Annotated in this window: 11 protein-coding genes; all 11 read right to left on the reverse strand. The window is 43.7% G+C overall.

Annotated features, from left to right (window positions below; translation table 11 throughout):
• Positions 1-33 precede the first annotated feature (33 nt).
• The 11 genes from ACXAFM_RS18240 to ACXAFM_RS18290 all read right to left on the reverse strand — a co-directional run bounded on the left by ACXAFM_RS18240 (position 34) and on the right by ACXAFM_RS18290 (position 16,351).
• A complete protein-coding gene (locus ACXAFM_RS18240; protein ID WP_474835705.1) occupies positions 34-1,536 on the reverse strand; it encodes a tryptophan halogenase family protein in 1,503 nt (500 codons plus the stop codon).
• Positions 1,537-1,545: 9 nt separating this feature from the next.
• Positions 1,546-3,033, reverse strand: coding sequence for a tryptophan halogenase family protein (locus ACXAFM_RS18245; RefSeq protein WP_474835859.1), 1,488 nt, complete (start codon positions 3,031-3,033; stop codon positions 1,546-1,548).
• 168 nt (positions 3,034-3,201) lie between these two features.
• Positions 3,202-6,069 carry a TonB-dependent receptor gene (locus ACXAFM_RS18250; protein WP_474835707.1) on the reverse strand — a complete coding sequence of 956 codons (2,868 nt, stop codon included), beginning with the start codon at positions 6,067-6,069 and terminating at the stop codon, positions 3,202-3,204.
• Between the two features lie 327 nt (positions 6,070-6,396).
• Positions 6,397-7,167 carry a polysaccharide deacetylase family protein gene (locus ACXAFM_RS18255; protein ID WP_474835708.1) on the reverse strand — a complete coding sequence of 257 codons (771 nt, stop codon included), beginning with the start codon at positions 7,165-7,167 and terminating at the stop codon, positions 6,397-6,399.
• Positions 7,164-7,859: a GDSL-type esterase/lipase family protein gene (locus ACXAFM_RS18260; protein ID WP_474835710.1), complete on the reverse strand. Its 696-nt coding sequence runs from the start codon at positions 7,857-7,859 to the stop codon at positions 7,164-7,166. Before ACXAFM_RS18260 ends, ACXAFM_RS18255 begins: the two co-directional genes overlap by 4 nt.
• A 1-nt stretch (position 7,860) precedes the next feature.
• Positions 7,861-8,769 carry a sialate O-acetylesterase gene (locus tag ACXAFM_RS18265; protein ID WP_474835712.1) on the reverse strand — a complete coding sequence of 303 codons (909 nt, stop codon included), beginning with the start codon at positions 8,767-8,769 and terminating at the stop codon, positions 7,861-7,863.
• A gap of 163 nt (positions 8,770-8,932) precedes the next feature.
• Positions 8,933-9,805, reverse strand: coding sequence for a succinate--CoA ligase subunit alpha (gene sucD / locus ACXAFM_RS18270; protein WP_025255209.1), 873 nt, complete (start codon positions 9,803-9,805; stop codon positions 8,933-8,935).
• The gene (gene sucC, locus ACXAFM_RS18275) at positions 9,805-10,971 is read right to left on the reverse strand and encodes an ADP-forming succinate--CoA ligase subunit beta (RefSeq protein WP_012518365.1); all 1,167 of its coding nucleotides are present in this window, start codon (positions 10,969-10,971) and stop codon (positions 9,805-9,807) included. The genes sucD and sucC overlap by 1 nt, the downstream gene beginning before the upstream one ends.
• 152 nt (positions 10,972-11,123) lie before the next feature.
• Entirely contained in the window at positions 11,124-12,635 is a 1,512-nt protein-coding gene (odhB, locus tag ACXAFM_RS18280) for a 2-oxoglutarate dehydrogenase complex dihydrolipoyllysine-residue succinyltransferase (protein WP_474835714.1), read from the reverse strand.
• A gap of 9 nt (positions 12,636-12,644) precedes the next feature.
• Positions 12,645-15,464, reverse strand: coding sequence for a 2-oxoglutarate dehydrogenase E1 component (gene sucA / locus ACXAFM_RS18285; RefSeq protein WP_474835716.1), 2,820 nt, complete (start codon positions 15,462-15,464; stop codon positions 12,645-12,647).
• A 176-nt stretch (positions 15,465-15,640) separates the two neighbouring features.
• Complete coding sequence (locus tag ACXAFM_RS18290) at positions 15,641-16,351, reverse strand: succinate dehydrogenase iron-sulfur subunit (RefSeq protein WP_012518362.1); 711 nt, start codon at positions 16,349-16,351, stop codon at positions 15,641-15,643.
• Positions 16,352-16,355: the final 4 nt, after the last annotated feature.

Genomic DNA, 16,355 nt, shown 5'->3' on the forward strand with positions numbered 1-16,355 from the left:
ATTATTGAAAGCCATCCCTAGCTCTCGGGGTTCTTACTCACCGTGTTGCTGTGTTCGAAGTACAACATTATGATGTTCGAAATTCAACGCGCAGCCTTGAATAAAGCGCTCAACATTTTGCTCTTTATACAAATCCCCTCGACCAGGCTGATTTTGTGCAAGTGCCGGAAATGCACCATAACCAGCAAATAAGCAATGCCATGATATTGAGTCCCAGTGCATACCTATATTCTGCCGCTCGATTTCATTCGCTAGATCTTCGCGATTAAACCAAGTGGTAATGATCGATTTTAGGGAGCCAGACAACACCATATTGTTTCTATTGTCACGCCAGTAGTCAGAATCGTTTCTTGTATTAAGTTTATAGTGCGCCACAATATAGTCTCGCACTCTATCAAAACGCGCTTTGGCAAATGCATTATACGTGGTTCTCTCGCTGTTAGAGAAACCACCCTTTTCAAACATATCTGTGAAATACTCGATGCAAATCTGCACAAGGTGAAGCGCCGTTGCTTCAAGCGGCTCTATAAACCCTTGAGATAGCCCTAATGCCAAACAGTTGTTTTGCCAGTGCTGCTCAACTTGCCCTACTTTCATTTTAAGGTGTCTGGCTTCAATATCGCTGTTTTCAAGACCTAGGTGATGTCGCAATTCTTCTTCGGCCTTATCCTTCGATAAATGAGCAGCACTGTAAACGTAGCCATTACCTGTGCGGCTCTGTAACGGTATTGACCAACACCAACCGTTAGAAAGTGCTGTAGACTGAGTTTCTACTTGAATATTCTCTTGTGCATGTGTGGGTAAAACTACTGCAGAATCGTTGAACAAGTTATCAGAATAGGAATTGAATTTAACGCCTAAAGCCTGCTGTAATAGGGTTGAAGAGAATCCTGTACAATCAACGAAAAAGTCTCCTTCAATATTGCCTCTATCTGTTACTAAATGGCTGATATCTCTGTTAGCATGAAGTGCCACGTCGCTGATTACGGCATTAACGTGGGTAACGCTCTTTTCAACCGCAACATCACGCAAATAGTTGCCCAGCAATGCGCTGTCAAAATGGTAGCCATATTCCATTCTAAATGGAAAATTTTCAGGCGTAAGAGGCGCCTTATTTTGTTTTGCCAACACACCATTTAACAAAAAATCTTCTGGGTTGACGTGACTATCAAGACCTAGCCTTCGAGTGCGGCAGTTAACTTCAAAAGCACGCTGGGTAAAGGTGTCTGTTTGAGAGATAAAAGGATGGCGATACTGTTTAACCCCCGAACTAGGGCTCCAGTCTTTAAACTGAATGCTTACTTTGTAGGTTGCATTACACTTAGGCATCCAATCACTTTCTTTAATTTTTAGCTCTTCAAAGAAGCGTTTTAATGTCGGTGTGGAACCCTCACCTACACCAATAATGCCTATATCGGGAGACTCAACAAGGGTGACTTTAACCTTGTCCGAGGGCCATTTATGTGCAAAATAATTAGCCGCCATCCAGCCGGCAGTTCCGCCCCCGGCAATCACAATGTTCATTGGTCTATTCATGTTAAACGACTAAGCACAAAACTGCTTCAAGAACTCATCATGAGTAGCAATTTTTCCGATGGGTTCATTCTTAATACGTTTAATATTTTGCATCAACTCTTCCAGCTTTTGTTCAGACAATGCATTGGCAAGTGGATGGTAGTCTTTTTGCTTCACCCCCTGCCCCATGAGTACTTGCAACCATGAGCTTTCTAGGAATAAATCATTTTGCTCTCTGAACAAGTTTCCTGACTCTCTAAATAGCTCTATTTTATGCGTTAAGCTGTCTGGCACATCCATTTCTCGTAAATCCTTCCAGAAATGCGAGTCAGTTCTTTCATTAACGTGATAGTGCAAAATAATGAAATCACGTATTTGTTCGTATTCAAGCTGAGACTGCTTGTTATACTCATCTATCTGATATTGCTTAATCCCTTCGTGTGGGAATAAATGGATTAGTCGAACTACTGCAGACTGAATAAGATGAATACTCGTTGACTCGAGGGGCTCTAAAAATCCGCTAGAAAGCCCAACGGCCACCACATTCTTATTCCACTGCTTGCGTCTTCGCCCTGTTTTAAAGCGGATAAAATTAGGATCGGCGAGTGGTTTGGTATCTAGGTTACTTGACAGTATGTCTAGTGCTTGCTCGTCAGAAAAATAATTACTGCTGTATACTAAGCCATTACCATTGCGGTGCTGAAGCGGAATACGCCATTGCCAACCTGCAGAGTGTGCAATCGAACGAGTATAAGGACGGGTATGTTCGTGGCGCTCTGAAGGCATAGCTACTGCCCGGTCGCAAGGTAACCAATGCGACCAATCCTCGTAGCCGGTATTCAGTGTTTGCTGCGTAAGTAGCCCTTTAAACCCTGAACAGTCAATAAACAAGTCGCCTTCGATATGAGCACCGTCTTTAAGCGTCACCCCGGTAATAAAGCCGCTGTCTGCATCCTGTTTAACATCAGTAATAATGCCTTCTTTGCGAGTAACGCCCATCGCCTCACATTTCTTACGAAGGAATCGAGCATACAGCGACGCATCAAAATGATAGGCATACGGCATTTCTATAATTGGGTCGGGAGATTTGATATGGGCAAATTTACCCGCTTTACAGGCAAGGTAGTTTAGATCGTATTCCCATATCGAGTCAGATAGCCCTAACTCTTGAGCGCGTTTGAAATAATGATGAAAATGACAAAAAGCGTAGCTTTTACCCGGGGCGCCAAAAGTGTGGAAATAGCTTTCCCCTTCTACCCGCCAGTTTTCAAACTTAATCGCCAACTTCATGGTGGCGTTTGTTTCGCGTAAGAACTCTTTTTCGTCGATACCCATCACGTTGTTAAGGGTAATGATAGGCGGAATAGTTGCTTCGCCAACACCGACGGTTCCGATCTCTTCAGACTCAACTAAGGTTACGTTTACGCCCGCACCGATAAGACGCTTAATTACCGCTGCTGAAATCCAACCTGCCGTGCCACCACCTACAATAACTACATTTTTTACCGCTTTGTTCATCATATTTCTGCCGTCAGCATTTTTTTGTGCCCACATTACTATCATCTCTAAATATCATGACATCTAGTGCTATACAACAAAAAGCCCCAATACATTACGTGAATTGGGGCTTGTTTAATGTTACTCGTTTAAGCGCTCGCATATAACAAGCGCTGTTTCAACAACCACTTAGAAAGCGTAGTTAAAACCAAGTAGGAAGTTACGTCCGTAGCTCTGGTACTCAGTAATTTGACGACTGTCGCCCGGATTAACACGAACAGTAGGCTCGTCAGTCAGGTTCTGGCCTTGAAGCGTAACGCGAAGCCCTTCAAGATATTCAATGCCAGACTCACTGAAGTCGTAGCCAATCTGTGCGTCTATCTGCTTAACACCGTTATCTTCAATAGGTGCTAGAGAAAGGCTGATTGCACGGGTCTCAGTAGCAAACGCATCACGTTTAGTTCCAGATACACGAATTTCAAAACCATTGCTTTCATAGAAGGCGGTTAGTGAGTAGGTCTCTTCAGATAAACCTGGTACCGCTTCACCATTCTCTAATTCACCGTCAAGGAAGGTCGCACTAGCGAATACACCAAAACCTTCAAGTGAATCGTGGATCATGTCAAACGGCAGACTACCCTGCAGCTCCCAGCCTCGAACAAAACCTTCTAGTCCATCTTCACGGAAGCTTACAATTCCGTTAAATGTACCTGGTGGTACGATATCGTTTTCATCAAGTACCTCATCACCATTGATGTCAGTTTCACCAGACGTCTCGTGGAAACCTTCAATGTAAGACTCACTAAAATCGCCAACAGTTTGTCCAGCTACGTGCCAGTTAGTCAGATCTTTATAGAAGAAGCTAGCGGCGAAGTAACCTGAGTCCGCGAAGTAATTTTCGTAAGCAATATCAAACTGGTTTGCTTCAAGCGGTCTAAGACGTGCATTACCCGCGCTTGCAGACCATGGGCCATTAGCAACATTTGTTGAAATGATTTGCTGGTCGTTAAAAGTAAAGCTTACTGTGTTGTTCGGACGCATATCATCCATACGAGGACGGCTAATCACCTTCCCTAAAGCTGTACGAATAAACTGGTTCTCAGCAATTTCGAAGCTCAAGTTCAATGTTGGCAATACGTCAGTGTAAGAGTCGCCATCCGATACTGGAGTGACCGCAGTGAATCCTGTTGGACCAGTAGTGGTGTTAAAACCTGTACCTGCTTGGTCAACATTAACAACCTGTAGCCCAAGATTACCAAATACCAGTACATCACCAATTTCAGTTTCAATGTCTAATTTTGCATATGCAGTTAGAATATCTTCAGAGATGGTGTAAGAGTCACCAAAGCGACCATTTTCAAATAGTTCTGCTTCTGTCTCTATGTAATAACCGCTTCTATACAAACCAAGACCATCGTATGCAATTACGCCATCGATACCAATGTGGCTTAAATCCGCTGTACCAATAGGGTTTGGAACCAGTTCTTGGTTTGGCCATTGTGGCGACGTTAGGTAAGCACCGTTATTATCTTTAGACTTTTCGCGCTCTTGATAGTTAACACCGGCAGTTAACTTAGTGAAGATACCCCATTCAACAAAACCCTCAAGGTCAAGACGAACAGCATCAAGTGACTCTTCAAAAATAGGTTCGTTAACAAAACCATCCTGTGCTGTATTAGGTCCAAAACCTTCTACGCCCTGGAAGCGCTCTACTGGAGTTAGTGAACCACCCCAGGCTTGCGGACCAGCTAGGTAGATTGAGTTAGGGTCTGCTAAATCGACACTGTCTAAAGTAGGATGGTCGCTGTAAACCGCACCAGTAGATGTCATTGTCCATGCGCGTGGAGTAAGAGGACGACCATCGATACCTGCACGACCTACACCTGAGTAACTTTCGATATCAGTGATAGTTTTGTCCACTTCACCCATAGATACGTCTAACGTTGCTGTCCAGTTATCATTGATTGTATATTCAACGTTTAGACCAAAGGTAGTAAGCTCAGCTTCTTGTTGACGAGAGTCGTTACGAATTACAGATAAGAAGCCATCATAGTAACCAGAGGTTACTAGACCATCTTCAACACCAGTGATTGTGTAAGCGCCTGTGCCCCATTCAGCGCCACCTTCTTCAACACCGCGGCGTGCATCATTTTCTTCAAAATCAATGTATAGCGCATCGAATTGAATTTTCAAATTGTCAGTGGGTGCGTATTCAATCACCCCAGCAACTGATGTGCGCTCTAACATTGCTGAACGAGTAAAGGAATCGTGACCACCAAGTATTACTGTTCCCTCAGGTACTTCAACACCTTCTGCTGCATTGTCGGGGTTTGCAGTCGCATAACCCCAACCACGGAAGTACTGTTCTTGACGAGGTGATTCCATATCGGCAATAACTAACGCCACACCAAGCTTATCGTCAGCGAATTGATCTACGTAGTTAAAAGATAGACGATGACCTTCATTATCAAAATCAGGGTTACCCGCCTCTTCTTGGTTTGCTTCATACGTACCGTTGATTGTTACCGTTTTTTGCGCGCTTAGTGGACTGACAGTTTGAATATCAACAGTACCACCAATGCCCTGAGTCATTAGGCCGGCTTCAGGAGTTTTATAAACTAAGATATTTGAAACAATTTCCGTAGGGTAAAGGTCAAATTCCACACCACGGTTATCACCCATACCTAATAGCTCGCGACCGTTCAGTGTAGTACCTACATAGTTTTCGTTGAAACCACGAACAGAGATACCGCTAGTACGACCGTTACGGCGTTCACCAGCTAGACCAGGAAGACGAGCGATTGACTCAGCAATACTTGTGTCTGGAAGTTTACCTATGTCTTCAGCAGATAACGCTTCTACAATTGACGTGTTATCCATTTTGATTGCTTGTGCACGCTGCAGACTGCCACGAATACCGCTAACTTGAATAACTTCAAGACTGGCTTCATCAACAGCATCGGTATCTGCTTCCTGTGCTAGTGCCGGCGCACTACCAAACGCCATACCACCAGAGATAAGCGCAGCTTTTATTAAGTTGGGTTTAAATTGTTTCATAAAACGGGTGTCCCATACAGTTATAGTTGTTGTCTTTTTGTTGTTCTTATGACAAATAAATGACAATACATCTCACGGGGACAATGCTATAGACGAGCTAGGGTTTGCACAATTGCCTGCATACGTATTCAATAAAATTTATGCAACACAGTTTTAACAACCCAACATTTAAAATTGAATTAAATTTACAAAATAAATGCTTAAACCCGCTAAAAACAAGAATTAATGAAATTTTATTACATAAACGTCTAGTAACATTTTTTGATAAACGCTGAAAGGAAGGTTACAAAAGTGTTAGTAAAAGTAATACGATAGCTAGGCTACAAGTCAACGTATGGTAGTGTAAAACTGAGCAAACTCTCCTGCTGTGGTAAACCAAATATCTTCACTACCAGCCAGCTCCTGTAGAACAGACTCGAAATAGTCCCAATTATTTTCTGGCAAGTTTTGGTCAAACTCCCAAGAGTGTCCCCACACTACAAAAACAGTGAGCTCATCCTTTTGCAATTCAACATACTCTTTGGCAAGCGATAACGCTTTACTGTGGTGAACAGACGGATGCCACTCAAACAGGCTATTTGGCAATGAAAAACTATTAGTGCTTCTCACTGTTCGGGCATTAGAAAAACCGGCAGCTTTAATAAGTTCAATAGTAGTGTCATTATAAGCACCCAGTGGGTATGCAAAAGACGTTATTGCATAAGATACAATTTCAGATAACAACGCCTTATCTCTCTCAACCTGGTTCTTCGCGTTACACCGATTGAGATTTGGAAGTACAGGATGGGTATAACCGTGACTAGCGACTTCGTGATTTTTATAAAGAGAAGCAACTTGATCTCGACCGACATAATGACTGGGCTTTCCAATAAAATCATTCAACCAAAGTGCTTTTTGGTCAAATAATCCGGAGCTTAAATTAAACGTTCCTACAAGATTATATTTATTAAATAGCTCGACTAATCTCGTGTCTTGTTCCAGTCCATCATCGAAGCTAAATATTACTGCTTTTTTATTTCCATCTGGATAACTAACTTCAGCTTTTAATTGATGAATACATAAAGTTAATGAGAGGAAGATTAAGGTACGCACAATCATTTTAAATCATCCAAATAAGGCATAATTGCATTCCTCCAAACTTGGTAACCTGATTCATTTAAATGGGTTCCGTCAGTTGTTAGTTTGGGGTTCATCATCCCATCGACAGCAAACAAATCATGCAGATTTATAAAAGTGAAGTTAGCATCGCTCTGGTCAGATAGCTGTTTGTTTACTTCTTTTGCCAATACTGAAATAAAATCCCGGTGATCAGGGAGAAGGCTAAGTATGTAAATTTTTGTGTTGGGAAGAGACGACTTCAACTGCTTAGCTATGTTATGAATATTTTTTGCAGTATCCGATAGCTTCTCAATTTGATTTTCATAAACAATATTGAAAATATCATTTATACCGATCAAGAGAAAAATAGCTGATGGATTCCGTTGTTTTAACTCATCCAATCTCGCTAAAACACCATAGGTGGTGTCACCACGTATTCCTCTATTACGAACTTTCACATTCTCGAACCGGACAGCCCAGTTTGCACCCAATTCAGTAAGGCTATCACCAACGAATACAATGTCCCCCGGATTTAACGGTTGTGTCTTGAAAAGCGCTAACCGGTGTTGATAGTGGGATTCTAGCCATTCGTTTTGATAGGGTACCCCATTCTCTGAAGCCGAGCTAACAGATGGTGCGAACAGGCTTAATAACGCAACGAGAAAAAGCGATAACGTCGTAACAGTTGACATACTATTCACCTTTCATACCGCGTTGATTTGCAGCCTTTTGATAAGAAACTCCGAAGTCCTTCCCCATTTGTAAAAAGCTTTCACTCGTATAGTGCCAAGGATCATCACCATAAGTATAATTATCAGAATTAGACATATAGCTGGCGCAACTGTCTGACTCGACAAATAATTGCTGAGCAAGGTGCACTCGTTCAATGTAGGGCATAATATCTTCTTCGCCCATTTCAGAATCGGTAATTTTGCCGATAACAACAGGCAGATCATCTACCCTAAGTGCAGCACGAAACAAATTCATCATAGTTGTTAAATTGGTAAGGTACGCATTGGCTGACACTTCGCTTGCGTGCGCATCGGCTTCACCCTGCATCCAAATAATACCCATAGGTTTTAACGAGTCTGGCTTGCCATCGCCATCGATATCGTTAACTGCATAGGCGTTGTTAATTGTCTTTAATGCAAAATCGTACTGATTGAGGCCGCTACCCTCTGAAAAATTCGGGTTCCAGTTACTGTAACCTGTATTAAGCGCAAGGCCTGTGCCACCAACCGCATACTTTATAATGGCAATTTTTTTGTCTGGATACTGCTGCTGTATTGCTTTGGCAAAGGTTAATTCAGCTCCGAATCGCTCTGAAAGCGTATTGGTCTTTCCATCCGATTTAAAACCTGTACCGTGGCCCGGTTGAAGTTTATCCCACTTCCCTACACCGCCGTTGTCCTGATTGTCGAAAACCCCATTTCCATGAAAAATCATCACGTCTTGTTCTTTTGCTAAATCGTTTGGCAGTTCAGAAACGTATCCATAGCCGTCCATATTGGATTGCCCTGCCATAAAAAAAGTCAGGTATTCATCAGCTATAGATGAGCATGACAATAAGGAAGCGAAACACGCTAACGCAGTTTTTTTCATAAAAATATCTTTATGTTATTCGGTTGGTAAAAATAGAGTACTTATAAACGCAACGTTAACAAGGTGAATACGTTTGCAAGCACTTTAAAGCAACGCACGTTTAAATACAGGTATAAAAAAGCCCGCTTAAAGCGGGCTTTCAAACATATTAATAAGCGTTAGCTTACCAACCTGTAGTTTCGCGAAGCGCCTTGCCGATTTCAGCAAGTGAACGTACAGTCTTAACGCCTGCGTCTTCTAGTGCTTTGAATTTCTCGTCAGCAGTACCTTTACCGCCTGCGATGATTGCACCAGCGTGACCCATACGCTTGCCCGGAGGAGCAGTAACACCAGCAATGTAAGAAACAACTGGCTTAGTTACGTTCTCTTTAATGAACGCAGCCGCTTCTTCTTCTGCAGTACCACCGATCTCACCGATCATTACGATAGCTTCAGTTTGTGGATCGTCTTGGAACATCTGAAGGATGTCGATGAAGTTTGAACCAGGAATTGGGTCACCACCGATACCAACACAAGTAGACTGGCCAAAACCTTCGTCAGTAGTTTGTTTAACCGCTTCGTACGTAAGCGTACCAGAGCGAGAAACAATACCAACTTTACCAGGCTTGTGGATGTGACCAGGCATGATACCAATTTTACACTCTCCAGGAGTGATTACACCTGGGCAGTTTGGACCAATCATGCGAACGCCTTTCGCTTCTACGTATTCTTTAACGTAAAGCATGTCTAGCGTTGGAATACCTTCAGTGATACATACGATTAGCTCGATACCCGCATCTGCAGCTTCAACGATTGAATCTTTACAGAAAGGTGCAGGTACGTAGATAACTGTTGCAGTTGCGCCAGTTGCTTCTACCGCTTCACGTACAGTATTAAATACTGGAAGACCTAGGTGCTCGGTACCGCCTTTACCTGGTGTTACACCACCAACCATTTGCGTACCGTAAGCAATTGCTTGCTCAGAGTGGAAAGTACCCTGACCGCCAGTGAAACCCTGACAAATTACTTTAGTATCTTTATTAATTAATACAGACATTATTTGCCCTCCGCTGCAGCAACAACTTTCTGCGCTGCATCAGTTAGCGATTCAGCAGCAATGATATCTAGACCAGAGTTCGCTAGAACTTCACGGCCAAGCTCTGCATTGGTTCCTTCAAGACGTACAACTACCGGTACTTCTACGCCAACTTCTTTAACCGCACCAATGATACCTTCTGCAATCATGTCACAGCGAACGATACCACCGAAGATGTTAACCAATACCGCTTTAACATTGTCATCAGAAAGGATGATTTTGAATGCTTCAGCTACACGCTCTTTAGTTGCGCCGCCACCAACATCTAGGAAGTTAGCTGGCTTACCACCGTGTAGGTTTACGATGTCCATAGTACCCATTGCAAGGCCAGCACCGTTAACCATACAACCTACGTTACCGTCTAGTGCTACGTAGTTTAATTCCCACTGAGCTGCGTGAGCTTCACGCGCGTCTTCTTGTGAAGGATCTTGCATATCTTTCAGCTTAGGCTGACGATATAGTGCGTTACCATCGATACCTACTTTTGCGTCAAGGCAGTGTAGGTTACCGTCAGTTTTGATAACTAGCGGGTTGATTTCGATAAGCGCAACATCAAGCTCTTCAAACATCTTAGCTAGGCCAAGGAAGATTTGAGTGAATTGCTTGATTTGTACGCCAGAAAGACCTAGAGCGAACGCCATTTCACGCGCTTGATAAGGCTGAGGACCAACAATTGGGTCGATTTCAGCTTTAAGGATTTTCTCTGGTGTTTCTTCTGCAACAGTTTCAATCTCAACGCCACCTTCAGTAGATGCCATAAATACAACGCGACGGGTTGTACGGTCAACTACTGCACCAAGGTAAAGCTCGTTAGCGATATCTGTGCAAGATTCTACAAGGATTTTGCTCACAGGCTGACCGTTTTCGTCAGTCTGGAAAGTCACCAAATTTTTGCCAAGCCAGTTTTCAGCGAAAGCGCGAATGTCGTCTTTGTTTTTAACTAGCTTTACACCGCCAGCTTTACCGCGACCGCCCGCGTGTACCTGACACTTAACTACCCACTCTTCACCGCCGATGCGGTCAGCCGCTTCTACAGCACCTTGAGCAGTGTCTGCTGCGTATCCTTCAGAAACAGGCAAGCCGTATTCTTTGAATAGCTGCTTACCTTGGTATTCATGCAAATTCATGGTGTTTCTATCCGATTTTTAGTAAGACAAAAGCCGCAAATGCGACTTGATTATTTAGACTGATATTATAGGGTAAATATCAGCGTTGCGTTAGGCGCTAAACAAGATAACACAAGCAAAGCGCCCAACCACAATTCCGTGAGACGAAAGTCTTATACGTCTAGTAGTAGACGTGTTGGATCTTCTAACATCTCTTTAACGGTTACCAAGAACCCTACTGATTCTTTACCATCGATAATACGGTGGTCATAAGAAAGCGCTAGGTACATCATTGGTAGAATTTCTACTTTACCATTAACTGCCATTGGGCGGTCTTGGATCTTGTGCATACCAAGAATTGCGCTTTGTGGCGGGTTAATGATTGGTGTAGACATTAGTGAACCAAACACACCACCGTTGGTGATTGTGAAGTTACCACCTTGTAATTCAGCCAATGACAACTTACCGTCACGACCTTTAAGTGCTAGTTCTTTAATTCCTTTTTCAACACCAGCCATACCTAGTGTGTCAGTATCTTTAAGTACTGGTGTCACAAGGCCACGAGGTGTAGACACGGCAATCGATACATCGAAATAGTTGTGATAAACAATGTCATCACCGTCGATTGACGCGTTAACTTCTGGGAAGCGCTTAAGTGCTTCAGTAACTGCTTTAACGTAGAACGACATAAAGCCTAAACGAATGCCGTGACGTTTTTCGAAGCTCTCTTGATACTGTTTACGAAGGTCCATGATAGGCTTCATGTTTACTTCGTTAAACGTAGTTAGCATTGCTGTAGAGTTCTTCGCTTCAAGTAGGCGATTCGCAATAGTCTTACGAAGACGCGTCATTGGAACACGCTTCTCAGTACGGTTACCCGTTGGTAAATCTGCCACTTGTGCTTCAGCTGCAGCAGGCGCTGCCTTAGCTGAGCTATCGCCGCCTTTAAGGTACTTTTCTACGTCTTCTTTAGTGATACGGCCATTTTTGCCCGTACCTTTCACTTTAGCTGCGTCTACGCCTTTTTCAGCAAGTAGACGACGTACAGACGGACTAAGCGCATCGCTGCTGTCTTCACTGTCATCGTTTTCGCTAGATGCTGCTGGAGCAGAAGCACCGCTTGCCGCACCTTCTACAAACTTCGCAATAACTTCTTCAGCTGTAACAGTCGCACCTTCTTCTGCAATGATTTCAGCTAGTGAACCGTCTGTAGGAGCTACAACTTCAAGTACTACTTTGTCAGTTTCGATATCAACCAAGTTTTGGTCACGAGAAACTGCTTCACCCACAGCCACATGCCACGTTGCGATTGTCGCGTCAGCTACAGACTCTGGAAGTACTGGTACTTTAACATCAGATGTTTTTCCAGAAGCCGCTGGAGCCGCACCTGATTTAGAATCGTCTTTCGCATTGCTTTCTGTTTTAGCTTCAGCTGGTGCAGCAGCACCACCCTTTTCTAGTTTAGCAATAACTTGCTCGCCTAAAACAGTTGCACCCTCTTCGTTTAGGATCTCACCAATTGTACCGTCCGCTGGCGCCACAACTTCTAAAACCACTTTATCAGTTTCAATATCAACCAGGTTCTGGTCTCGTTTAACTGCGTCACCGGCCTTTACGTGCCAGGTTGCAATGGTGGCATCGGCAACTGACTCAGGTAGAACCGGAACTTTTATCTCAATTGTCATTACTGTTCCTTATTTAATTGTGAGTGCGTTTTCAACCAGGGCTTTCTGTTGCTGGTTGTGAACGGATACATAACCTACTGCAGGTGACGAGGATGCATCACGGCCTGCATATGTTAATTTTGCACCATCTGGAATTGCTTGCCAGAAATGGTGTTGGCTACAGTACCAAGCGCCTTGGTTTTGAGGCTCTTCTTGACACCAAACCCAATCTTTTACATGGCTGTATTGTGCCACAACTTTAGCGCATTCTTCTTGTGGGAATGGGTAAAGTTGCTCTAAACGAATGATTGCAACGTCTGTTTGCTCATTTTTACGGCGCTGGTCTAACAAATCGTAGTAAACCTTACCTGAACACATAACAACACGCTTAACGTTCTTCGGATCGATATTGTCAATTTCACCAATGACGTTATGGAATTTACCTTCCGCAAGTTCCTCTAACGAAGATACTGCCATTGGATGACGTAATAGTGACTTAGGTGACATTACAATCAGCGGCTTACGCATTGGGCGAACGACTTGGCGTCTAAGCATGTTGTAAACCTGAGCAGGTGTTGAAGGTACACACACTTGCCAGTTGTGGTCAGCACACATTTGCAAGAATCGCTCAAGACGCGCAGAACTATGCTCTGGGCCTTGGCCCTCATACCCATGCGGAAGTAAAACGGTTAGACCACATAAACGGCCCCACTTAGCTTCACCTGAACTTAAGAACTGGTCGAATACTACCTGCGCACCGTTAGCGAAGTCACCAAACTGGGCTTCCCAAATAGTCAGACATGTAGGCTCTGCTGTCGCATAACCATACTCAAATGCCATAACTGCTTCTTCCGAAAGCACAGAGTCATAAATTTCAATTTCACCCTGACCTTCGCGAATATGCTGTAGTGGCATATACGTCGATGCGTCTTTTTGATTGTGCAATACCGCGTGACGGTGGAAGAAAGTACCACGGCCAGAGTCTTGACCTGTAATACGAATATCTTCGCCGGCATCTACGATAGTGGCATAAGCTAAGTTCTCTGCCATACCCCAATCAAGTAGCTTTTCACCCGCGACCATCGCTTTGCGGTCTTGGTAAAGCTTGTTTACGCGAGACTGAAGCTTGTGCTCTTCAGGAATAGTAGTGATTGACTCACCCAGCTCTTTAAGCTTCTCAACTGAAAGCGAACCATCGTAAGGCGTATCCCAGTCGTGACCAAGATATGGAGACCAGTCAACGCTGTGCTCTGTCATTGGACGCCACTCTTCAACAACGCACGCGCCGTGGTCGAGTGCTTCACGGTATTCTTCAAGATAGCGATCTGCGTCTCGTTGCTCAATTACACCTTCAGCTATTAACTGGTCAGCATAAAGAACACGTGGAACCGGGTGCTTCTTAATTTTTTGGTACATCAACGGCTGCGTAGCGTTTGGCTCATCCGCTTCGTTGTGACCATGACGACGGTAACAAACTAGGTCAATTACAACGTCTTTCTTAAACTTATTACGGTATTCAAGCGCAAGCTGTGTAACAAAGGCAACCGCTTCTGGATCGTCTGAGTTCACGTGGAAAATTGGCGCCTGTACCATTTTGGCAATGTCTGTACAGTATTGTGTAGAACGCGTATCTTCAGTTTTCGACGTAGTGAAACCCACTTGGTTGTTTACCACGATTCGAACTGTACCACCCACAGCAAAACCACGAGTCTGCGACATGTTGAAGGTTTCTTGAACTACACCCTGACCAGCAATTGCCGAGTCACCGTGAATAGTAATTGGAAGTACTGTATTGGTGTCGTTGTTGCGGCGAGCAAGACGTGCACGTACAGAACCCATTACTACTGGGTTAACAATTTCAAGGTGAGACGGGTTAAATGCTAGTGCCAAGTGAACATTGCCACCAGGCGTTGCAAAATCAGAAGAGAAACCTGCGTGATATTTAACGTCACCTGCACCGAGTGAGTCGTCGTGCTTACCTGAAAATTCATCAAATAGAACAGAAGGGTTTTTACCCAACACGTTAACTAGTACATTCAGACGGCCACGGTGAGCCATGCCGATAACCACTTCTTTGGTACCCGCAGTGCCCGCTTTGGTAATTAACCCTTTAAGCATTGGAATAAGTGCGTCGCCACCTTCTAGAGAGAAACGCTTTGCACCTGGGAATTTAGAACCCAAATACTTTTCCATGCCATCAGCAGCAGTCAAACCTTTTAAAATGCTTAGCTTCTCATCACGAGAGATTTCAGGTTTAGCCTGTACAGACTCAATCTTTTGTTGTAACCAACGCTTTTGGTCGGTATCGGTGATATGCATATACTCAGCACCGATTGAACCGCAATACGTTCGGTTAAGCGACTTGAACAACTCACCTAAAGACATAGCGTCTTTGCCGATGGCGTAGGAGCCAACGTTGAACACTGAATCAAAATCTTGCTCAGAAAGGCTGTGGTGAGAAAGCTCTATATCGCGAACGCGTTCTTGTTTCCATAGACCTAGCGGATCTAGATTCGCATTCTGATGACCACGGAAGCGGAAAGCATTAATTAATTGGAGAACTTTAACTTGCCTATCATCAGAAACATTTGCTGAAGGCACTGATGGACTAGACATACGGGCCGTCGGCCCTAACGCAGCAAGTTGCCTAAACTGATTTTTAATTGCTGTATGATTAGTTTCTAACTCTACGCCATCGACTTTAGGAAGGTTATCGAAGATTTGCCGCCAAGTTTCAGAGACACTTTGAGGGTCTTCTAAATAGGCTTCATACAACTCTTCAACATAGGCAGCGTTGGCACCTGCCATGTGCGAGGAATCCCACCACGCTTTCATCACGCTTTCTTGCATTTAATTTGCCTTGCTACGTTTTATAAAATCTAGTTAACAATCAAGATGTATTATAAGGTTATTCTCAGCATAACCAAGTGTTATAACAGCGAATATATAAAAAAATAGCCATCCTTTTGGGATGGCTATTTAGAGCATCACTTTCTGTAACTAAAAGTAGTTATCAGAATATAGTACTAAACAGCCCGTTGTAAAAGCATAGACTTGATTTGGCCTATCGCTTTTGTTGGGTTTAAGCCTTTAGGACATACACTCACACAGTTCATGATACCGTGACAGCGGAATACGCTGAATGCATCATCAAGGTCGTTAAGACGTTCTTCAGTTGCAGTATCGCGACTATCAATAAGGAAGCGATATGCGTGAAGTAGACCCGCAGGACCAATAAACTTGTCTGGGTTCCACCAAAACGATGGGCATGACGTTGAACAGCATGCACAAAGAATACACTCGTATAGACCATCAAGCTTCGCACGTTCTTCAGGCGACTGTAAGTGTTCGCGCGCTGGCGGTTGCTTGCTATCGTTGATTAAGAACGGCTTAATCTTTTCGTACTGCGTATAGAACTGTGTCATATCAACAACTAGGTCACGTACAACCGGTAGACCTGGAAGTGGACGAACTACTATTTTACCTTTGCCCAGTGCAGATAGAGGAGTAATACATGCTAGGCCATTTTTGCCGTTCATGTTTACACCGTCTGAACCACATACACCTTCACGGCACGAACGACGGAAAGAAAGCGTCGGATCCTGCTCTTTTAGTGCAAGTAGCGCGTCTAGCACCATCATGTCTTGACCTTCCTCTACTTCTAGAGTGTAGTCTTGCATGCGAGGCTTCGCATCTACTTCAGGGTTGTAACGATAAATCGAAAAAGTTAATTGCATGATC

The organism is Alteromonas sp. ABD4_190 (assembly GCF_056160105.1).